This window comes from Micromonospora sp. NPDC048871, assembly GCF_043198155.1.
Lineage (GTDB): Bacteria > Actinomycetota > Actinomycetes > Mycobacteriales > Micromonosporaceae > Micromonospora.
Map to the genome: position 1 here is coordinate 67,260 of NZ_JBICUM010000004.1, position 20,584 is coordinate 87,843.

Genomic DNA, 20,584 nt, shown 5'->3' on the forward strand with positions numbered 1-20,584 from the left:
CCGGGGGTCAGTGCTCGCGCAGTACGGCCACACCACCCGGTGACAACCGCACCGCCTCGTCGACCCCGGTGGCGGTGAGCAGGTCGGTGCCGCGGGCCGGCACCTGCTGCGGCAGATCGGTGTGGTTGAACAGGAACAGCCAACTTCCGTGCTCGCCGCGCCGCCGGACCGCCTCGACCCCTGCCGGTGCGCCCGGGCAGACCGGGGTGACACCGGCGCTCCGGGCCACCTCGTCCAGTAGCCGCCGGTAGGTGTCCTCGTCCGGTCGGGTGGAGAGGTACCAGGCGGTGCCCGCCTCGGCCCGGTGCCGGGTGACGGCCGGTCGGCCGTCGAGCACCCCGTCGGCGTACGCGTCGATCACCTGCGCGCCGGTCAGCCGCAGCGACTCCGCCCAGATCCGCCCGCTCCCCCCGCCGCGCAGCCGTACCTGGTCCTGCTCGGCCAGCGGGTGGAACTCCTCGACCCACATCCCGAGCAGGTCACGCAGTGCGCCCGGGTAGCCGCCGAGGCGCACCCGGGCGTGTTCGTCGGCTACCCCGCTGAGGTAGGTGGCCAGCAGGTGCCCCCCGGCGGCGACATACTCGCGGACCCACTGTGCGGTGGCGTCGTCGACCAGGTACAGGGCGGGCAGGATCAGCAGCCGATAGCCGTCCAGGGGGTCGCCGGGCGGCAGGATGTCGCAGCCGTACCCGGCGTGCCAGAGGGCCCGGTGCACGGCGGCGGTCTCCTGCTGGTGGTCGAGCCGGGGTGAGGGCAGGCCGGGGTGGTGCAGCGCCCATCCGCTGGCGGCGTCCACCACCAGCGCCACGCTGGCCTCGACTTTCCCCTCGACCTCGCCGAGTTGTTGCAGGGCGGCGCCGAGTGCCCTCGCCTCCCGGAAGACCCGGCTGTCCGGGCCGACATGGGGCACCAACGCGGAGTGGAAACGTTCCGCGCCGCCGGTGGGGGCCCGCCACTGGAAGAACATCGCCCCCCGCGAGCCTCGGGCGACATGGGCCAGGCTGTGCCGCAACATCCGGCCGGGTTCTCTGGTGTGCATCCGCCCGGGGGTCTGAATGTGACCGGGGGCGCTCTCCATCAACAGCCAGGCCCCGGCGGGGGCCCGGCCGCCGTGCCGGGCCCAGCCCCGGGCCAGGTCACCGACCAGGGCGGTCTGTTCCTCCGCGCCGATGTCGACCGCCGAGGGGTAGTGGTCGACCGCTACCAGGTCCACCTCGCCGGCCCACCGGGCGTGGTCGACCGGCACCCAGTCGCCGAGCACGTAGTTGGTGGTGATCGGCAGGGCCGGGTTGGCGGCGCGCAGCAGGTCCCGCTGCTCCCGGTAGGCGGCCAGCAGGGTGTCCGACCAGAAGCGGCGGAAGTCGAGCAGGTGACCGGGGTTGGCCAGGTACTGGGTGGCGCGGGGGGTGCTGATCTGCGCCCAGTCGCTGTAGTGCTGGCTCCAGAAGCTGGTGCACCAGGCCTCGTTGAGGGCGGTCAGATCACCGTGGCGGTCGGCCAACCAGCGGCGGAACGCCTGGGCGGTGTGTTCGCAGTGGCAGATGGTGCCGTACTCGTTGTGCACGTGCCACAGGGCCAGGGCCGGATGGTGGGCGTACCGGTCGGCCAGGGCGCCGGCGATGCGGAGCGCGGCGGCGCGGTAGGCCGGTGCGGCGGCGCAGTAGGTGTCCCGGCTGCCGTGGTGCAGGCGTACCCCCTCGGCGGTGACCGGCAGGGCTCCCGGGTGGGCCGTGGAGAACCAGGGCGGTGGGGAGGCGGTCGGGGTGGCCAGCGCTACCCGGACGCCGCCGGCGTGCAGCAGGTCGAGCACCTGGTCCAGCCAGTCGAAGGTGTACCGGCCGGGGGCCGGTTCCAGGCGGGACCAGGCGAACACCCCGACGGTGACCAGGTTGACCCGGGCCTGGCGCATCAGGGCGATGTCCTCGGCCCACACCGACGGCGGCCACTGTTCCGGGTTGTAGTCGCCGCCGAAGCAGAGCCGACCGTCGTCGAACATGCCACCACCGTCCACTTAGTTTGCGGCCCGTCCAAACTAGGGAGCGGATTTGCCCATGTCAAACACGACCGATACTTCCGGGACCGGCCATGTCGTTGACAGTTCGTTGGAAAGTTAAAGAAACTGTCGACACCCCTGAGCTGTCGTTCGAGGAGCCGCCGATGCCGTACCCGCCACCAGTGCCCGCACCCCGCCCGGCCGAGCCGCAGGGGGCCGCCCACCGGGGCCGGCGAGGAGTTTGCGGCGACCGGCGCCACGACTAGCATTAGTTGGGTTTCCAATCGAATAGACCGATCGACGACGATCCGTCCCAGGACAGGCAAGAGTCAGCGCGGCCGGTGGCGTGCCCGGCCCCGCCAGGCGGTACGCGATGATGAACGCACGCCGCGACACCGGCGCAGAGAGCGGGCAGATCGTGATCAGCATCCACAGCGAGCCGCAGCCGACCGACCTCGGTGACGTGCGGGTCGCCAACCGGGCGGTCGTGCTGCGACACGTCCGTCTGCACGCCCCCTGTTCCCGAGCCGACATCGCCGCGCGTACCGGGCTGAACAAGGCCACCGTCTCCAGCCTGGTCGCCGAACTGATCGACCAGCGGCTGCTACGCGAGATCGGGCTGACCGAGAACCGGGTCGGCCGCCCCGCGACCATGCTGGTGCTCGACGGCGAACCGTACGCCGCCCTGGGCCTGCAGATCGGCGCCGACGAACTCGTCGCGGTCGCCATCGACCTGGCCGGCAACCGCCTGCTGACCTGGCGGCGGGCCTTCACCCCCGGCACGGTCCCCCCCGCCGAGACCCTGCGCGCGCTGGCCGCCCTGGCCCGCCGCGCGATCGGGCGGGTCTCCGCCCAGGGCCGTACCGTGCTGGGCCTCACCGTCGGGGTGCCCGGACTGGTCGACCCGGCCGGCACGGTGCCGGCGGCCACCGCGCTGGGCTGGCAGGAGGTCCCGGTCACGGCCGACCTGCGCGCCGCCCTGCGGGAACCGGCCTTCACCATCGGTGTCGACACCGTGGCCAACCTGGCCGCCCTGGCCGAACAGCGGCACGGCGGTCACGCCGGCACCGCCGACCTGGTGCACCTGACCGGCGGCCTCGCCGTCGGCGCCGGCATCATCGCCGACGGCCGGCTGCTGCGCGGCGGGCGGGGTTTCGCCGGCGAGATCGGCCATCTGTGCCTGGACCCCGCCGGCCCGCCGTGTTCCTGCGGCAACCGGGGCTGCCTGACCGCCCTGGTCGGCCTGCCCGCGGTGGTACGCCGACTGCTGCCCGACGTCGAGGCCGACGGCCCGGTCACCGACTACCTGCCGGAGGTGCAGCGGATCGTGGCGCTGGCCCGGCAGGAGGATCCCGCCGTACTCAGCGGGCTGGCCGAGATCGGCCGACACCTGGGGCGGGGGGTGGCCGTCCTGGTGGACCTGCTCAACCCGGAGGCCGTGGTGGTCGGTGACCACCTAGCCACCCTGGCCCCCTGGCTGCTGCCGGCGGCCCGGTCCGGGCTGGCCGCCCGCGCGCACGCCCCCGGCGCCGGTGGCTGCCGGCTGGACGCCTCCACCCTGGACACCGCGGCGGCGCTGGGTGGCGCCACCGCCGCCCTGGCCGGGGTCGAAGCCGGACGCCTGCCGGCCCGCTGACCCCACCACGGTCGAGTCTTGACCGGACCCGTCCCGGGTGCCAACCTCGAAGCGAGCCGCTCCGCTCGGGCACCCGGGGCGGCTTGCTTTCCACGGTTTGTCGAAGCGCTTCACCAGCGTCCGGGCCGACGACCGTCATCCCACCCTGACCTGCGATGCCGCTCGGCCGACGGTCGTCGAAGCGCTTCGACCCTCGGCGTGCCGGGCACTGGAAGGCGAACCACCATGACCGACCGCAGCACGCCCTCCCCCCAGACACGCGTCGACGACCTGGTCGCCCAGCTGACCCTGCCGGAGAAGATCGGTCTGCTGCACCAGTGGCAGGCGCCGGTGCCCCGGCTCGGCCTGCCCGGCTTCCGTACCGGCACCGAGGCGCTGCACGGTGTCGCCTGGCTGGGAACGGCCACCGTCTTCCCCCAGGTGATCGGCCTGGCCAGCACCTGGAACCCCGAGCTGATGCGGGCCGTCGGGGTCGCCATCGGCGAGGAGGTACGCGCCAAACACCACGCCGACCCGCACCGGGTCGGCCTCAACGTCTGGGCGCCGGTGGTCAATCCGCTGCGGGACCCCCGCTGGGGACGCAACGAGGAGGGCTGGTCGGAGGATCCGTGGCTGACCGGCACCCTGGCCACCGCATACGCCCAGGGGCTGCGCGGTGACCACCCGCAGCGGCTACGCACCGCCCCCACGGTCAAACACTTCCTGGCCTACAACAACGAGACCGACCGGGCCACCACCTCCAGCGACCTGCCGCCCCGGGTGCTGCACGAGTACGAACTACCGGCCTTCCGCGCCCCCATCGCCGCCGGGGCCGCGGTCGCCGCGATGGCCTCCTACAACCTGGTCGACGGGGTGCCGGCACACCTGAGCCCCCTGATCGAGACCGAGCTGCGCCGGTGGGCGCCCGGGGAGGTGCTGGTCGTCGGCGACGCGGGAGCGGTCAGCAACCTGGCCGGGGTGCAGGGCCACCTGCCCGACCACGTCAACGGCTTCGCCGCCGCCCTGCACGCCGGCATCGACAGCTTCACCGAGGACGACACCGACAGCGAACCCACCCAGGCCCGCCTGACCGAGGCCCTGCGGCAGGGACTGATCAGTGCGGCGGAGGTGGACCGGGCGGTACGACGCATCCTCACCCTGCGCTGGCGGCTGGGTGACCTGGACCCCCCGCAGCACGACCCGTACGCCACGACCACCACCGAGGTGATCGACTGCCCGGCGCACCGCCGACTGGCCCGGGAGACCGCCCGCCAGAGCGTGGTGCTGCTGCGCAACGAAGGGCTGCTGCCCCTGGCCGCACCACCACGCATCGCCGTGCTCGGCCCCCTGGCCGACACCGTCCACGCCGACTGGTACAGCGGCACCCTGCCGTACGGGGTGACCCTGCGCGAGGCCCTGGCCGCCCGCACGCCGCAGGTCACCACCCATCCGGGCACCGACCGGATCGCCCTGCGGGTGGCCGCCCAGGGCTACGTGGGCTGCCCGGAGGACCCCGCCGGTGGCCCGCTGACCCTCGGGACCGAACCCACCTGGTTCGACGTGTTCGACTGGGGCCGGGACACGGTGGCCCTGCGGGCCGTCGGCAACGGCCGCCATGTCGGCGCCGACGACGAAGGGGTGCTGGTCAACGACCGCCCCGGGCCCGGTGGCTGGGTGGTGCGGGAGACCTTCCAGTTCGACCCGCTGCCCGACGGCACGGTGCTGCTGCGGCACCTGGCCACCGACCGGTACGTCACCCTCGACACCGAGGGACGGCTACGGGTCGACGGTCACGGCCCGCAGGCCGGCACCGCCTTCGGCATCGAACTCGGCGTCGACGGGGCGGCCGAGGCCGCCGCCCTGGCCGCCGCCGCCGACGTGGCCGTGGTGGCGCTGGGCAACCACCCGATGGTCAACGGGCGGGAGACCGAGGACCGGGTGGACCTGGCCCTGCCGGCCCGGCAGGAGGCGATGCTGCGCGCCGTGTACGCCGCCAACCCGCGTACCGTGCTGGTGCTGACCAGCAGCTACCCGTACGCGATCGGCTGGGCCCAACAGCACCTGCCGGCGGTGATCTGGTCGGCGCACGGCGGGCAGGAACACGGCAACGCCCTGGCCGAGGTGCTGCTCGGCGACGCCGACCCGGGAGGCCGGCTGACCCAGACCTGGTACGCCGACACCGCCGAGCTTCCCGACCTGCTCGACTACGACGTGATCGGCGCCGACTTCACCTACCTGTACTACCGGGGTGAGCCGCTGTACCCCTTCGGACACGGCCTGTCCTACACCCGCTTCGACTACACCAACCTGCGGCTGAACGCCACGACCGTGCCGGTCGGCACGGACATCGAGGTGCGGGTGGACATCACCAACACCGGCGAGCGGGCCGGGGAGGAGGTGGTGCAGCTCTACACCCGGCAGCGCCGCTCCCGGGTCAAGCAGCCGCTGCGGCAGCTACGGGACTTCACCCGGGTCACCCTGGCACCCGGGGAGTGCGCGACGGTCACCCTGCGGCTGCGCAGCGCCGAGCTGGGCTGGTGGGACGCCGAACAGGGCCGCCAGGTGGTGGAGGACGCCACCCACACCGTCCTGGTCGGACGTTCCGCCACCGATGTGCGGCTCACCGGAATCGTGGCCGTACGCGGTGAGACCCTGTCGTCGTCCTCGCGGCTGCCCAGCACGAGCGGGGCCCGGTGAGCGGGCGCGGACGGATCGCCTCCGGGCAGCCGACCATCGCCGACGTGGCCCGGCACGCCGGGGTGGCGGTCAGCACGGTGTCGTACGTGCTCAGCGGCAAACGGGCCATCTCCGAGGTGACCCGGGCCCGGGTGCTGGCCAGCATCCGGGTGCTCGGCTACCACCCCAACGCCGGGGCCCGGGCCCTGGCCAGCCGCCGGGCCAACGTGATCGCGCTGGTGCTGCCGCTGCGCTCCGGCATCCAGGTGCCGGTGGTGATGCAGTTCGCCACCGCGGTGGTGACCTCGGCCCGCCGCCACGACCACGACGTGCTGCTGCTCACCTCCGACGAGGGCCCGGAGGGGCTGCGCCGCATCGCCGCCGGTGCCCTGGTCGACGGGGTGCTGGTGATGGATGTGGAGCTGCACGACGTGCGGGTGCCGCTGCTGCGGCAGTTGGGGCGCCCCAGCGTCCTGATCGGCCTGCCCGCCGACACCTGCGAGTTGACCTGTGTGGACCTGGACTTCCACCGGGCGGGGCAGCTGTGCGTGGAGCACCTGGCGGGGCTCGGTCACCGGCGGATCGCCCTGCTCGGTGCCCCGGCCGCCGTCTACGACCGGGGCACCGGGTTCGCCCACCGCACCCGGGCCGGGGTGATCGAGGCGGCGGCCCGCCACGGGGTGGAGGCGGTGACCCTGCCCTGCGAGGAGAACGCCGCCGACGTCCACCACCGGGTGGTCGGGTTGTTCGCCCGCCACCCGGACATCTCCGCGTTGATCGTGCAGAACGAGGCCGCGGTCGGGCCGATGCAGGCGGCCCTGGCCGCCCTGGGACGCCGGGTGCCCGAGGAGGTGTCCGTGGTGGCGGTCTGCCCGGAGCAGTTCGCCGAACACGCCAGCCCCCGGCTGACCTGTGTGCCGGTGCCCGCGGAGGAGATCGGCCGGCAGGCGGTGTCCCTGGTGATGGGCAAACTGCGCGACGAGCCCGTACCGGAGGTCACCCTGCTGCCGCCCCGGCTGACCGTACGCGACAGCACCGCCCGGGCGGGCCACTAGACTGCCCGTTCGATGGACGCCGAGCCCGCCACCGACACCCGCCCCTGCGCCCACTGCGGTGCCGACGTGCCGCAGCGGGCCGGCGCCGGTCGGCCCTTCCGCTACTGCCGGGACAACGACGGCGCCTGCCAGCGGGCCTCCCGCAACAGCCGGATGCGCCACCGCAACGCCCCCGGTCTGCCCGGTCAGGTGGCCCGCACCTGGGAGGCGGTGGACCGCCTCGACCAGATCGTGCAGACCCTGACCGAGGCCCTGCACGCCGAGTTGTCCCCCGCCGGGGTGGAACGGCAACTGGCCCAGGTCCGGGCGGATGCCGCCGCCGCGGTCGCGGCCGCGCAGACCGAACGGGACGAGGCGATCCGGGCGGCCGAGGACGCCGCCGCCCGGGCCGAGCGGGACCGGCGGCAGGCCCAGGCCGCCACCGCCGACCGAAACACCGCCCGCGCCGAGGCCGACCAGGCCGTGCAGCGGGCGGAGGACGCCGACGCGCGGGCCGCGCAGGCGCAGGCCGACCGGGACACCGCCCGCCGGGCCGCGGTCGCCGCCGAGGCCCTGCGGACCCAGGCCGAGACCGACCGGGACTCCGCCCGCACCCAGGTGGCGGCCCTGCGGGCGGAGGCGGACGCCGAGCGGGGGCGCAGCGCCGCCCTGGTCGCCGAACGGGACACCGCCCGGGCCGAGGCCCACCGGGCGGAGGTCTCCGCCGCCGAGGCCACCGCCCGGGTCGAGGCGCTGCGTTCCGAGGTGGAACAGTCCCGGGCGAAGGCGCAGCAGGCCCAGGCCGACCTGGCCCAGTTGCGTACCGAGGCCGAGGATCTGGCCGCGCGGCTGACCGCGGTACGCGCCGACCTCGATCAGGCGCAGCAGGCCCGGGCCCAGGCCGAGGCGGACCGGCAGCGGGCGCAGGCCACCGCCCGGCAGGTCGGCCTGGATCTGGCGGCCGCCCTGGCCGACACGAATTCGTTGCGGGCCGATCTGGCCGCCGCGGTGGCCCGGGTGGAGGCCCTGCGCGCCGAGGTGGCCGCCGGGCAGCAGGCGGCGGCGGAGGCCGACGGTCGGGCGGTGCGGCAGGCGCAGTTGTTGCGGACGGTCGAGGCGGACCGGGACGAGGCCCGTCAGCGGGTCGCCCAACTGGCCGGTCAGGTAGCCGAGTTGGCCACCGCCCTGACCCGCAACGTCTCCGCAGGCTGACCGGTTCTTCCGGTGGCGAGGCGTGCCGTCGCCTCGGCGGCGGGTCGGGCTACCATTTGCGCTGACGGCGGCGGTCCGCCGCCACGACCCGGCCGGGGCGGACCCCGCCGGGCGGCTGCTGTGGCCGGTTACCCTTGACTGCGCACCCGCGGGTAGCGGGCCGTCCAGACGTGGCTGCGGGAATGGCCCGACGACGGCGGACCGTTACACCGACAGGACCAGCACCACCGAAGAGGGGAAGTCGATCATGGGCGAGCGTATGCTCCGCGGTAGCCGACTGGGCGCGGTCAGCTACGAATCCGACCGCAACACGGAGCTCGCGCCGCGGCAGACCCGCGAGTACCTGTGCGCCAAGGGTCACCAGTTCGAGGTTCCGTTCGCCGTCGACGCCGAGGTGCCCACCACCTGGGAGTGCAAGTTCGACGGCAGCGTGGCCCGGCTGGTCGACGGCACCGAGCCGGAGCAGAAGAAGGCCAAGCCGCCGCGTACCCACTGGGACATGCTGCTGGAGCGGCGTTCGATCGCCGAGCTGGAGGACATCCTCGAAGAGCGGCTGCAGGAGGTCCGCACCCGCCGCGGTCGCGCCTGACCGATCCGACGAAAACGCCCCCGGGAGTTGATCTCCCGGGGGCGTGTTTTGTCAGCGTGGTTCCACGATCTCACCCTCGATGGCCCGACCCGCGTCGGCCACCGGCGGAGCCGATGGCGGCGGTGCGGCCGGTTCGGCCGGGGTGGTCTGCCCCGGCTGGGGGGCACCCCGGTACACCCGCACCCGGCGGGGCCCGAACAGGTCACCGGCGGTCATCGAGGACACCCGACGCTCCGCGGTCCGCTGCACGCCGCCGCAGGCCAGCCGCCGCACCGGCGGCACCAGCAACACCAGCCCCACCAGGCCACTGACCAGACCGGGGGTCGCCAACAGCAGGGCACCGAGCAGACCCACCAGCCCGTCGGTCACCTGCCGACCCGGCGGCCGACCGGACTGCGCGGCCTCCCGGAACCCCCGCCAGGCGCGGATGCCCTCCCGCCGCAGCAACACCATGCCGAGCAGCGACGCCGCGAACACCATCAGGGTCGCCGCGCCGAAGCCGACCGCCCGGCCCACCAGCACGAACACGGCCAGCTCCACGAGCACGGAAACCAGCAGGGCCAACGGTACGAACCGCAGTGTCCGGCGCATATCACCCCATCCGCCGTATGGCGTGTCATCGTCGGCGGCTGGCCGGGGCGGCGCAGCCGTCCGCGTACCTCCAGCATGACACGACCCGACTCAGGGCCACCGGGCCTGCCCCGCCGTGACCGCCCGCCACCCGTGCCGCACGGCCGCCCGCCGGTCGTCGAACGCCCACCCGGTGATCCGCCACAACGCCTCGACCACGATCAGCGGACTCATCTTGCTGGCGCCCCGTTCCCGCTCCGCGAAGGTGATCGGCACCTCCGTGATCCGGGCCCCGGCCCGATGCGCCAACCGGCACAACTCCACCTGGAAGGAGTAGCCCTGCGAGCACACCGACTCCAGGTCCAGCAGGTCCAGCAGACTCGACCGGTAGACCCGGTAGCCGCCGGTGGCGTCGGCCACCGGCATCCCCAACGCCAGCCGCGCGTACAGGTTGCCGCCCCGCGACAGCAGCAGCCGCCGCAGCGGCCAGTTCAGCACCCGGGCCCCCCGGGTCCACCGGGACCCGATCACCAGGTCGGCGTCCGCGGCGGCGGCCAGCAGCGCCGGCAGGTCCTGCGGGTCGTGGGAGCCGTCGGCGTCCATCTCCACCACGGCGTTGAACCCCCGCCGCCGCGCCCACCCGAACCCGGCCAGGTAGGCCGCGCCGAGGCCCTGCTTGCCTTCCCGGTGCAGCACATGCACCTGCCGGTCGCCACGGGCCAGGTCCTCGGCGATGTCGCCGGTGCCGTCGGGACTGTTGTCGTCGGCGACGAGCACCTCCACCTGCGGGGCGGCCCGCCGGACCCGACCCACGATGGTGGACAGGTTGTCGGCCTCGTTGTAGGTGGGGATCACCACCAGGACCCGGCCCACCCCGGGTACCTCGTTCGTCGCCGGACGGATGTCGGTCTTCTGCATCACCGCTGCCTCCCTCGTGCCGGCGTGCGGATCTAAACGGGTCGCCGCCGCAGCACCACCGTGCCGGCCAGCGCCACCACGGCCAGCCCGGCCAGCAGCACCTCCGGCAGCACCCCGATCCGGGTGGCCAGGGTGCGCCCCTCGCTCAGGGTCAGCTGCCGCACCACGACCGCGCGGGTGTTGAACCCGGTCGCATCGCTTACCCGCCCGTCGGGGGTGACGAACCCGGACACCCCGACCGTGGAGGCCATCAGGGCGGGTCGGCCGTGTTCCACGGCCCGCAACCGCACCATGGCCAACTGCTGACGGGCCTCGGCCTCGTCGAAGGTGGCGTTGTTGGTCTGCACCACCAGCAGCTGGGCCCCACCGGTCACGGTGTCCCGGACCAGCCCGTCGTAGGCGACCTCGAAGCAGATCACGTCACCGAGCACCACCGCCGGGGTACGCACCACCCCCGGCTCGGTGCCGGCGACGAAGTCGGCGCGTACCCGGTCGACCTGCTTGCTCACCATGCGGGCCAGATCCCGCATCGGCACGTACTCGGCGAACGGCACCGGATGCCGCTTGATGTACAGCTGGTCGGAATCCGGGCCCACCCCGGGACGCCACAGCAGCCCCGCGTTGCGCACCTGCCCCGGCTCCGGACCGGACAACACCGCCCCCACCAGGATCGGTACCCCGATGGCGTCCGCGGCGACCGAGATCCGAGCCCCGGCGGCCGGGTTACGCAACGGGTCGATGTCGGAGGAGTTCTCCGGCCACACCACCAGGTCGGGCTGTTCCCGCTGACCGGCGCCGACCTGGGCGGCCAGCTCGATCGTCGCGTCGACATGGTTGTCGAGCACGGCCTGCCGTTGGGCGTTGAAGTCCAACCCCAGGCGCGGCACGTTGCCCTGCACGATGGCTACCGTGACACTCCCCCCGCTCGCGGACCCGCCCACCGGCACCAGCAGCGCGGTGGTGAGCAGCACCACCACCGCGGCCCCGGCCCCGGCGGCCGGAACCCACCAGCGTGCCGTGGTGGGCTGCCGGCGGGCCTGGACCAGCCACCAGGCGGCGGCGAGGAGCAGCCCACCGGCCAACGCCACCGCGAAGGTCACCAGGGGGGCGCCACCCAGGGCGGCCAGACGCAGCAACGGCGAACCGTCCTGCCCGAACGCGAGCCGCCCCCACGGGAACCCGCCGAACGGGGTGCGGTCCCGCAGCGCCTCCTGACCCACCCACAGCACCCCGGTCACCACCGGCCACACCCGCGGGAACCGGTCGACCAGCGGCGACACCCACGCCGTGGCCGCACCCAGCAACGCCAGGTAGGCGGCCTGCAACAGCGACAACAACACCCACGGCAGGTAGCCGGTGTGCAGGTTCGTCCAGGACAGCAGCGGCGCGAACAGGGCCACACCGGTCACGAACCCCAGTCCGGCGCCGGCCCGCAGCCGCCGCCGGTGGGTGGCCGCGGCCAGCAGGGCCACCCCCACCGGCGCCAACGGCCACCACCCGTACGGCGGGAAGGCCAGCAGCAACGCCAACCCGGCGGCCACCGCCATGGCCAGCGCCACCGGCAGCGGCACCGCCGGCAGGCGAGACGGTGGGGTGGCCGCGACGGCAGGGTCCACGGTCGTCACGGGCGAATCGGGCGCGCTCACGCGCCGAAGGCTACCCGCCCCGACCCCCGGCCCGTACCACCGGCCGGACCGCCGGTGACGCCGCCGCAGGGTCGGGGCGGGACCTCACCGGCGGCGGGCCAGCAGGACGGCGTCGTGCACCGAGATCTCGTGACCCTGCGGGTCCACGGCCGTCCGTGGCCGGGCCTGCGCCACCAGCACCTCGAACCGCTGCGGGTCCAGGTCGGCGGCCACCTGCTCGGCGGTGAACATCATCTCCGGGTAGTGCATCCGATGCGCGCGGGACCACAGGTCCTGCGGGTGATGCCCGACGATCAGCAGCAGCCCACCCGGGGCGACCGCCGCAGCCAGCCGCGCGTACAACTCCCGCCGGTCCTGCGGGGGCAGGTGCATGAACTGCGCCGACACCAGGTCGTAGGCGCCTTCCTTCACCTCGCCGTGCAGCAGGTCGGTGTGCACCCACTCGATGCGCTGCGCGAGGAGCTCACCGGCCGCACGGGCGTGCCGGGCGGCCCGCTCCAGGGCGGTGGTGGAGATGTCCACCCCGGTGACCCGCCAACCCCGCTCGGCCAGCCACACCGCGTCGGCGCCCTCACCACAGCCCACGTCCAGGGCCCGGCCGGGGGTGACCTCGGACACCTCGGCCACCAGCTGCGGATTGGGTCGGCCGCTCCACACCGCCGGCCGCTGCTGATACCGCTGCTCCCACCCGGCCTCGGTGAAGGCCTCCTCCCGCTGCCGCCGGTGCCGCGCCACCGCCTCCCGGGTGTCGGCCTCGACCAGGTCGGCGTTGATGGCCGCCGCGGCCGTGATCCCGGCGGCGGCGGACGGGATCACCTTCGCGGTCAGGTCGGCGACGTTGCCGGCCACCCACACCCCCGGCACGGAGGTGGCACCCGCGGGCCCGGACGGCACCTGCTCACCGATCACCTGCCCGTGCCTCTCCACCGGCTCGGCCGTCAACCCCAACGACGACAGCACCTGCGCCCGGGCGGTCAGCCGGGAGGCCACCACCAGCACCTCACAGTCAACCTGCTCCCCGGAGGCCAGCCGCACCCCGGTCAGCCGGTCGTCCTGCACCCTCAGCCCGGCCACCGGGCCCGGCACCACCGCCACCTCCAGGGCGGCCATCCATTCGGCTTCCTCGGCCTGCGGGGCCGGCTGGTCGTGCAGCAGGAACAGCACCTGGTCACTCCACTGCCGCCACAGCCGCACCTGGTGGGCCGACAGCGGGCCGGTGGCCAACACGGCGATCCGTTTGTCGGCCACCTCCCACCCGTGGCAGTACGGGCAGTGCAGCACGTCCCGGCCCCACCGCTGCGCCAGGCCGGGCAGCGGGGGCAGTTCGTCGACCAGCCCGGTGGTGACCAGCAGCCGCCGGGCCCGCACCTGCCGCCCCCCGTCGACGGTTACGGTGAACTCCTCACCGACCCGGTCGACGCCGGTGACCTGACCGGTCATCAACTGCCCGCCGTAGCCGGTCACCTCCTCCCGGCTGATCGCCGCCAACCGGGCCGGCGGGATCCCCTCCAACCCCGGATAGGTGTGCACCCCGGCCGCCGGGGAGTTACGCGGCTGTCCGGCGTCCACCACCAGCACCGAACGGCGCGCCCGGGCCAGGGTCAACGCCCCGGCCAGGCCCGCGGCCCCACCACCGACCACCACCACGTCGTACCTGTCGTCCATCTTGTGCTCCCCTTGTCGGTTTCGTGCGTCACCATCCACCCGCACCCCCAACTTCGACAAGTATTGTTGCCAACATGGCAAACGATGAGGCGGTGGTGCTGGCCGCGGTGGGTCCCCGCCTGCGGGCCCTACGCAAGAACCGGGGCACCACCCTGAGCGAACTCGCCGACACCACCGGCATCTCGGTGAGCACCCTGTCCCGCCTCGAATCGGGACACCGCCGCCCCACCCTGGAACTGCTGCTGCCCCTGGCCCGCGCCCACCAGGTGCCCCTGGACGAACTGGTCGGCGCCCCCGCCGTCGGCGACCCCCGGATCCGGCCCCGCCCGATCGTCCGCCACGGCATGACCTTCCTGCCCCTGACCCGCCGCCCCGGTGGCCTGCAGGCCTTCAAACAGATCCTGCCCCCACACAGCCCCGCCGAGACGCGACTTCAGTCCCACGAGGGCTACGAATGGCTCTACGTGCTCTCCGGGCGGCTGCGCCTGCAACTCGGCGAACACGACCTGATGCTGGAAGCCGGCGAGGTCGCCGAATTCGACACCCGCACCCCGCACCGCGTCAGCAACCCCGGCCCCGAACCCGTCGAGGTGCTCAACCTGTTCGGCCCACAGGGCGAACGCCTGCACGTACGGGCCCGACCCGCCACCGACTGACCCCGGCAACCAAGTCGGGGCGCGGCGTACGCCGCGCCCCGATGCTCCCAGGCCCCTTCCACGGCCGGTGGGGCGAGAACGAGACACCTCGACCTTCGGACCGACCGGACGGCGACTGGCTGCCCCCGTCAGGCCGTTGTCTACTGGCCGTGTATCTCACCCTGCCCGTACACCGGTAAACGCGGCCGGTTCGCGCCGCCCCGCCGACCCCCGCCCGCTGGACCTGGCCGCCGCGACACCATCTCGCTCGGCCAGCGGACGAAGGGACGAAGCGAACAACAGCCACTTCCCGTGGTAGGACTCAAAGACGGTACGTGGCCCACCCCCGCCCTTGTCAACCCGCCACCGCCGAGTCGCCCCCACACCCCGGCGTGTCGCCGCCGGCGGAACGGCCGAGCAGCGGCCGCAGCAGGCCCCGGGCCGCCACCGGATACTCCCCGACCAGCAGCCCCGCCGCCGCCAACACGTAGTCCACATCCACCACCGGCCGCGCCGCCCGCGGCAACGCCCACCCACCGGCATGATCGGTCAACACCGCCCCCAACACCCCTTCGGCCACCTCCCGCGGGGCGTGCCGCAACACCCCACCCGAACCCACCACCAACCGCACATCCCGCAGATCCCGCCCCGACCGCTCCCCCGTGCCCACCCCACGGGCATGCCGCCGCAACGCCACCGTCGCCGCCAACGCCGCGATCCGCGCATCCACCGCCCGCCCGGACGCATCCGCAGGCAGGAACCCCGGATCGGCGGCCCGCCGCGCCGCCTCCCCCACCAACTCGGCCCCCTCCGGCTCCCCCAGCAGCCGCTCCTCGACCGCGGCCCGCACCACCTGCGGGGCGCTCCACCGCATCCCCAGGTCACCCTCGACCGTGCGGGCCCGCCACAACGACCCCGCCACCTCCCGACCCGGCCCACTGGCCCGCTCGTCCGGCGTCAACACCGAATACACGTCCGTGGTGGCCCCACCCACATCCACCACCACCAGATCACCCCCGGCCAGCTCCGCCAACGCCTCCACCCCGGTCAACACCGCATCCGGGGTGGCCGCCCGCACCAACCGGGCGAACCGGCGCCCACGCGACAGCCGCTTACCCCCGATGACATGCCGCAGGAACACCTGACGGATCGCCTCCCGCGCCGACGCCGGCGCCAACACCCCGATCCGCGGCAACACGTTGTCGGCCACCGTCACCGGCACCCCCGCCTGCGCCAACACCTCCTGCAACCCGTCGCGGACCGCCACATTGCCGGCCAACACCACCGGCACCCGGAACCGGGCCCGCGCCAACCGGGTCGCATTGTGGGTAAGGGTCTCGGCGTCCCCACCGTCGGTGCCACCGACCAGCAACACCACATCCGGGCGGGCCGCCCGCAACGCCGTCAACTCGGCCCGACCCAGCCGACCGGCCGCCACATGCACCACATCCGCGCCGGCCGACAACCCGACCCGCCGACCCGCCTGCGCCGTCACCAGCGGCTCATAGCCCACCACCGCCAGCCGCAGCCCACCACCGGCCGAGGAACACACCAACCACGGCACCTGCGGCGACCAGCGGCCCGCCAACGCCGCCCCGACCGCCACCTCCAGGCCGTGCCACACATCCGTGTCCACCGACGTACGCGCCGCCGCCGACGCCACCAGACCACCCCCGTCGAGGTCCACCACCGACACCTTGGTGAACGTCGACCCCACGTCGGCGCAGACCGCTACCCTCACGCCACCGGCGGCACGACCACCGTGCCGGTCGCCGTCACCGCCACCACCGGCTCCGCCAGCACCTCCGCCGCCGACCCACCCCGATCCGGACGCCCCCGACACACCACCCGCGCCTGAAAATCGATGGTGCGGCTGCGGGTACCCACCCGGGTCACCTCCGCCACCACCTCCACCACATCCCCCGCCCGGATCGGGGCCCGGAACTGCACCTCCGAATAGGAGGCGAACAAACCCTCATCCCCATCGGTACGGATACACACCTCCGTGGCCACATCACCGAACAACCCCAACGCGTACGCCCCGTCGACCAGATTCCCGGCGTAATGGGCATGCGAATACGGCACATACCGCCGATGGGTCACCGTCAACCCGACCCGCGAATCAGTCATTACTTCACCCTCTTGCTCGTGATCAACGCGTGGACCAGGTAACTGGCCACCTCACCCGGAGTCGTCCCCCGACCGAAAATCCGATCCACCCCCAACTCGGCCGCCATCGACTCGTCGAACCGCGGCCCACCCACGATCAGCAACGGCCGCCGGTCAACCGGCAACGCCTCCCGGAACGCCGCCGACATCTCCCGGGTGTTGTGCAGATGCGCATCCCGCTGCGTCACCACCTGCGACACCAACACCGCATCAGCCCGCTCCGCCCGCGCCGCCTCCACCAACTCCGGCACACTCACCTGCGCACCCAGATTCGTCACCTTCAACTCCCGGTAATACTCCAACCCCTTCTCACCGGCGATCCCCTTCACATTCAGAATCGCGTCGATGCCCACCGTGTGCGCATCCGTGCCGATACACGCCCCCACCACGGACAACTTCCGCCGCAGCCGCCGCTTCACCACCGCATTGACCTCCTTGGCGCTCAGCAGCGGAAAATCCCGCTCCACCACCTGCACCTTCGCCAGGTCCACCAGATGATTCACCCGCCCGTACACCACGAAGAAGGTGAACCCCTCACCGATCGGCTTGGCGTGCACCAACATCGCCGGGTCCAACCCCATCTTGTTGGCCAACTGCACCGCCGCACCCTCGGCCCGCTTGTCATGCGGCACCGGCAACGTGAACGACACCTGCACCATGCCGTCCCCCGTGGTGTCCCCGTACGGCCGCACGACGGTCTTCTCCCGGCTGGGCACGCCCTCACGACCCTCGCTCATGCCGGCTGCTCCAGGATCTCCGTGGCCGGGTTGTAGTAATCCGCCTCATGCCGCGCCACCCCGGCCAAACCCTTACCCCGGTCCGCCGGCCGCTTCATGATCCCGAACGTGCCCTCCGCGATCGCCGTCAACAACGACTGCTCCCCGATGCGCTCCAACAGCTCCACCGCCTCACCCAACACCCGGTGCGCACGCTGCTGAATGAACCCACCCGCCGCCGGCACGAAATCCTCACGCAACCCCCCGGCCGCCCCCAGCACATACCGCACGTTCTGCAAAGCGATGTCCCGATCCGACAACCACGGCGTCACCACCGCCTCGGTCATCATCCCCACCAGCAGAATGCCCTGCCCCGTCAGCGTGCCCACCAGATTGAAGAACCCGTCGAGCAGATTCCCCCGGAACACGTCACCGGTCATGTGCTTCGTCGGCGGCATCCACTTCAACGGCGCATCCGGAAACAACTCCCGCGCCAACAACGCGTGCGCCAACTCCAACCGCAACGACTCCGGCACATCCGGATTGATCTCGAACGCGTGCCCCAACCCCAGCTGCCAGTCCGCCAACCCCGCCTCATGCGCGAAGTACTCGTTCAGCAACTGCGACACCGTCACCGTGTGCGCCTCATCCACCGCATCAGCGGTGGTCAGATAGTTGTCCTCACCGGTGTTGATGATGATCCCCGCCCGGGCATGCACCTGCCGCGAGAAACGCTGATCCACGAACGTACGAATCGGATTGATGTCCCGGAACAGAATCCCGTACATCGAGTCGTTGAGCATCATGTCCAACCGCTCAAGACCCGCCAGGGTCGCCATCTCCGGCATACACAACCCCGACGCGTAATTCGTCAGCCGCACATACCGACCCAACTCCTTCGAGGACACATCCAGAGCCGCCCGCATCAGCCGGAAATTCTCCTGAGTGGCGTACGTGCCAGCGAACCCCTCCCGGGTCGCCCCCTCCGGCACATAATCCAACAACGACTGCCCCGTCGACCGGATCACCGCGATCACATCCGCCCCGGCCCGCGCCGCCGCCTGCGCCTGCGGAATGTCCTCGTAGATGTCCCCCGTCGCCACGATCAGATAAATCCACGGCCGCCGCACCGGATCACCGAACCGCCGCACCAGACGCTCCCGCTCCGCCCGCCGCCGATCGATCAACCGAATCCCCGCACCCACCGCCCTACGCGCCGCCCGCCGAGCCGCCGTCGCCGCCTTCCCCGACGGCACCTCGAACCGCACCGACCCCGCCGCCGCCTTCTGCGCCAACAACGTCACATCGGTGATCTGCTCACGCGCCAGGGCATCGAACACCGGCACCGCCACCCCATGCCCCAACCCCACATCCGCCACCACCGCATCCACCAGCCGGTTAACCCACGGAATCCCATCCGGATCCGCCCCGGCCACCCCCGCCAACCGCAACACCGCCCGCTCCACCGACACCGTCGTGTGGCTACGCGCCAACTCCACCACCGGCTGCCCCGCCCGACGCGCCAACTCCCGCGCCCGCGCCACCAACACCGGATCCAGATCAAGCTTGCCCGTCACGACAGCCCTTCCCGCTGAAAGATCACATCACCGCGCAACACCGTCGCCTGACACACCGGCAACGGCGTCGGATCCTGCGCCCCCCGCAACTCCGGATCCTCCGCCTGCAACACCGGCAGACCCCCCTGAAGCCCCGCCGGCGTCGACCACACCGCAAAGGTCGCCGGCGCCCCCAACGCCAACACCCCCTCACTGTCCAGATGCACCGCCCGCCACCCACCCCGGGTGTGCGCCGCGAACGCCGCCCGCACCGTCATCCGCTGCACCGGACTGTGATGCGCCACCGCCGCCCGCACCGAACCCCACGGATCCAACGGCGTCACCGGCGAATCCGAACCGAACGCCAACGCCACCCCCACCCCGTGCATCGCCCCCATCGGATTCGACGCCAACGACCGCTCCAACCCCAACCGCGCCTCATACATCCGCCCCGCACCACCCCACAACCGGTCGAACGCCGGCTGCATCGACGCCACCACCCCGTACTCCACGAAACCGGCGATCAACCGCCGATCCATCACCTCCGCATGCTCCACCCGATGCCGAGCCGCCCGCACCCGATCCGTACCCAACCGCCGCGCCGCCCCCGCGAACCCCTCCAACACCGTCGAGATCGCCGCATCCCCGATCGCATGGAACCCGCCCTGCATCCCATGCGCCGCACAGTCCAACAGATGATCACGCACCTGCTCCGCGCTCAGATACCCGTGCCCACAGCCCACACCGTCGACATACGCATCCGACAGAAACGCCGTACGCGACCCCAGGGCACCGTCGGCGAACAGATCACCACCGGCACCCACCGCACCCAACTCCCGCGCCCGCGCCGCACCACCCAACTCACCCCAGTACCCGTACACCTCCGGCACCCCGGCACCCGAGATCGCCAACAACCCGGTGAAATCCTCCTCGTCGGAGATCTCCGGCCCACCACACTCGTGCACCGCCGCGATCCCCAACGACGCCGCATGCGCCAACGCCACCCGCTGCGCCGCCACCCGCTGCGCCCGCGTCACCGACCCCCGCGCCGCCGCCCGCACCACATGGTGCGCGTCCAGCCGCAACCAACCCGACCCGTCGTACCCGACCGCCTCCGCCGCCTGCGGACACGCCGCCAACAACGCCGAGGACACCAACGCCGAATGAATCGACGCCTGGGACAGGTACACCCGCCGCCCACCGGCCGCCCGCCCCAACTCCGCCGCCGACGGCGGCTGCGGCACCGCCCAGGTCGACTCGTCCCAGCCGTGCCCCAACACCACCGCATCCGCCGGCAACCCCGCCGCGAACACCGACACCGCGTCCAGCAACTCCCCGGCCGACCGCACCCCGGACAGATCCAGCCCCGACAACGCCAGCCCGGTGTCACTGACATGCACATGCGCGTCCACGAAAGCCGGGGTCACCAACGCCCCACCCAGGTCCACCACCCGGTCCGCCGGCGGCGCATCCGCGTCCGCCCCCAACCAGGCAATCCGCCCATCCCGCACCAACAACGCCGTAGCGGAAGGATCCGCCGGACAATGCAACACGCCACCGCGGAACAACGTCGAGGGGTTCTCGTTCATG

General features: G+C 72.8%; 16 protein-coding genes. 6 read left to right on the forward strand and 10 right to left on the reverse strand.

From position 1 onward, the window contains the following. Positions 1 to 7: 7 nt before the first annotated feature. A complete protein-coding gene (locus ACGFIK_RS11780) occupies positions 8 to 1,996 on the reverse strand; it encodes a beta-galactosidase (protein WP_327025978.1) in 1,989 nt (662 codons plus the stop codon). Positions 1,997 to 2,369: 373 nt separating this feature from the next. Between ACGFIK_RS11780 and ACGFIK_RS11785 the strand changes: the two genes are divergently transcribed. The 5 genes from ACGFIK_RS11785 to ACGFIK_RS11805 all read left to right on the forward strand — a co-directional run bounded on the left by ACGFIK_RS11785 (position 2,370) and on the right by ACGFIK_RS11805 (position 9,119). Then, positions 2,370 to 3,629 carry an ROK family protein gene (locus tag ACGFIK_RS11785; RefSeq protein ID WP_393339068.1) on the forward strand — a complete coding sequence of 420 codons (1,260 nt, stop codon included), beginning with the start codon at positions 2,370 to 2,372 and terminating at the stop codon, positions 3,627 to 3,629. A 225-nt stretch (positions 3,630 to 3,854) separates the two neighbouring features. Beyond that, positions 3,855 to 6,305: a glycoside hydrolase family 3 C-terminal domain-containing protein gene (locus tag ACGFIK_RS11790; protein WP_327025980.1), complete on the forward strand. Its 2,451-nt coding sequence runs from the start codon at positions 3,855 to 3,857 to the stop codon at positions 6,303 to 6,305. Further along, entirely contained in the window at positions 6,302 to 7,339 is a 1,038-nt protein-coding gene (locus ACGFIK_RS11795) for a LacI family DNA-binding transcriptional regulator (RefSeq protein WP_327025981.1), read from the forward strand. Before ACGFIK_RS11790 ends, ACGFIK_RS11795 begins: the two co-directional genes overlap by 4 nt. A gap of 12 nt (positions 7,340 to 7,351) precedes the next feature. Continuing rightward, positions 7,352 to 8,530 (forward strand): hypothetical protein, encoded by a 1,179-nt coding sequence (locus ACGFIK_RS11800; protein ID WP_327025982.1) that lies wholly within the window; start codon positions 7,352 to 7,354, stop codon positions 8,528 to 8,530. 247 nt (positions 8,531 to 8,777) lie between these two features. Then, the gene (locus ACGFIK_RS11805) at positions 8,778 to 9,119 is read left to right on the forward strand and encodes an RNA polymerase-binding protein RbpA (RefSeq protein WP_327025983.1); all 342 of its coding nucleotides are present in this window, start codon (positions 8,778 to 8,780) and stop codon (positions 9,117 to 9,119) included. 51 nt (positions 9,120 to 9,170) lie between these two features. On the opposite strand, the gene ACGFIK_RS11810 is transcribed toward ACGFIK_RS11805, so the two are convergent. The 4 genes from ACGFIK_RS11810 to ACGFIK_RS11825 all read right to left on the reverse strand — a co-directional run bounded on the left by ACGFIK_RS11810 (position 9,171) and on the right by ACGFIK_RS11825 (position 13,918). After that, positions 9,171 to 9,710, reverse strand: a complete 540-nt coding sequence (locus tag ACGFIK_RS11810; protein ID WP_327025984.1) for an FxsA family protein — start codon at positions 9,708 to 9,710, stop codon at positions 9,171 to 9,173. A gap of 90 nt (positions 9,711 to 9,800) precedes the next feature. Continuing rightward, entirely contained in the window at positions 9,801 to 10,607 is an 807-nt protein-coding gene (locus tag ACGFIK_RS11815; protein WP_327027120.1) for a polyprenol monophosphomannose synthase, read from the reverse strand. 32 nt (positions 10,608 to 10,639) lie between these two features. Next, on the reverse strand, positions 10,640 to 12,253 hold the full coding sequence (gene lnt, locus ACGFIK_RS11820; RefSeq protein WP_393339073.1) for an apolipoprotein N-acyltransferase: 1,614 nt from the start codon (positions 12,251 to 12,253) through the stop codon (positions 10,640 to 10,642). A gap of 84 nt (positions 12,254 to 12,337) precedes the next feature. Further along, positions 12,338 to 13,918 (reverse strand): bifunctional NAD(P)/FAD-dependent oxidoreductase/class I SAM-dependent methyltransferase, encoded by a 1,581-nt coding sequence (locus ACGFIK_RS11825; protein WP_327025985.1) that lies wholly within the window; start codon positions 13,916 to 13,918, stop codon positions 12,338 to 12,340. 74 nt (positions 13,919 to 13,992) lie between these two features. Between ACGFIK_RS11825 and ACGFIK_RS11830 the strand changes: the two genes are divergently transcribed. After that, positions 13,993 to 14,574, forward strand: a complete 582-nt coding sequence (locus ACGFIK_RS11830) for an XRE family transcriptional regulator (RefSeq protein ID WP_327025986.1) — start codon at positions 13,993 to 13,995, stop codon at positions 14,572 to 14,574. Between the two features lie 334 nt (positions 14,575 to 14,908). Here ACGFIK_RS11830 and ACGFIK_RS11835 read toward each other — a convergent pair whose 3' ends face one another. From ACGFIK_RS11835 to ACGFIK_RS11855, 5 genes are read right to left on the reverse strand one after another with little or no spacing between them, the layout of a single operon-like run. Beyond that, positions 14,909 to 16,294 (reverse strand): glutamate mutase L, encoded by a 1,386-nt coding sequence (locus tag ACGFIK_RS11835; RefSeq protein WP_327025987.1) that lies wholly within the window; start codon positions 16,292 to 16,294, stop codon positions 14,909 to 14,911. Beyond that, the gene (locus ACGFIK_RS11840; protein WP_327025988.1) at positions 16,291 to 16,683 is read right to left on the reverse strand and encodes a hotdog domain-containing protein; all 393 of its coding nucleotides are present in this window, start codon (positions 16,681 to 16,683) and stop codon (positions 16,291 to 16,293) included. The genes ACGFIK_RS11835 and ACGFIK_RS11840 overlap by 4 nt, the downstream gene beginning before the upstream one ends. Next, positions 16,683 to 17,459, reverse strand: a complete 777-nt coding sequence (locus tag ACGFIK_RS11845) for an OAM dimerization domain-containing protein (protein ID WP_327025989.1) — start codon at positions 17,457 to 17,459, stop codon at positions 16,683 to 16,685. Before ACGFIK_RS11845 ends, ACGFIK_RS11840 begins: the two co-directional genes overlap by 1 nt. Continuing rightward, on the reverse strand, positions 17,456 to 19,015 hold the full coding sequence (locus tag ACGFIK_RS11850) for a lysine 5,6-aminomutase subunit alpha (protein ID WP_327025990.1): 1,560 nt from the start codon (positions 19,013 to 19,015) through the stop codon (positions 17,456 to 17,458). The genes ACGFIK_RS11845 and ACGFIK_RS11850 overlap by 4 nt, the downstream gene beginning before the upstream one ends. After that, a complete protein-coding gene (locus tag ACGFIK_RS11855) occupies positions 19,012 to 20,583 on the reverse strand; it encodes an amidohydrolase (RefSeq protein WP_327025991.1) in 1,572 nt (523 codons plus the stop codon). The genes ACGFIK_RS11850 and ACGFIK_RS11855 overlap by 4 nt, the downstream gene beginning before the upstream one ends. Position 20,584 lies beyond the last annotated feature (1 nt).

Bases quoted from the DNA above. Each gene is read 5' to 3' on its own strand.
- ACGFIK_RS11800 (WP_327025982.1), top strand. From the start codon at position 7,352: ATGGACGCCGAGCCCGCCACCGACACCCGCCCCTGCGCCCACTGCGGT.
- ACGFIK_RS11825 (WP_327025985.1), bottom strand. From the start codon at position 13,918: ATGGACGACAGGTACGACGTGGTGGTGGTCGGTGGTGGGGCCGCGGGC.
- ACGFIK_RS11805 (WP_327025983.1), top strand. From the start codon at position 8,778: ATGGGCGAGCGTATGCTCCGCGGTAGCCGACTGGGCGCGGTCAGCTAC.
- ACGFIK_RS11845 (WP_327025989.1), bottom strand. From the start codon at position 17,459: ATGAGCGAGGGTCGTGAGGGCGTGCCCAGCCGGGAGAAGACCGTCGTG.
- ACGFIK_RS11840 (WP_327025988.1), bottom strand. From the start codon at position 16,683: ATGACTGATTCGCGGGTCGGGTTGACGGTGACCCATCGGCGGTATGTG.
- ACGFIK_RS11780 (WP_327025978.1), bottom strand. From the start codon at position 1,996: ATGTTCGACGACGGTCGGCTCTGCTTCGGCGGCGACTACAACCCGGAA.
- ACGFIK_RS11815 (WP_327027120.1), bottom strand. From the start codon at position 10,607: ATGCAGAAGACCGACATCCGTCCGGCGACGAACGAGGTACCCGGGGTG.
- ACGFIK_RS11790 (WP_327025980.1), top strand. From the start codon at position 3,855: ATGACCGACCGCAGCACGCCCTCCCCCCAGACACGCGTCGACGACCTG.
- ACGFIK_RS11830 (WP_327025986.1), top strand. From the start codon at position 13,993: ATGGCAAACGATGAGGCGGTGGTGCTGGCCGCGGTGGGTCCCCGCCTG.
- ACGFIK_RS11785 (WP_393339068.1), top strand. From the start codon at position 2,370: ATGAACGCACGCCGCGACACCGGCGCAGAGAGCGGGCAGATCGTGATC.
- ACGFIK_RS11855 (WP_327025991.1), bottom strand. From the start codon at position 20,583: ATGAACGAGAACCCCTCGACGTTGTTCCGCGGTGGCGTGTTGCATTGT.
- ACGFIK_RS11810 (WP_327025984.1), bottom strand. From the start codon at position 9,710: ATGCGCCGGACACTGCGGTTCGTACCGTTGGCCCTGCTGGTTTCCGTG.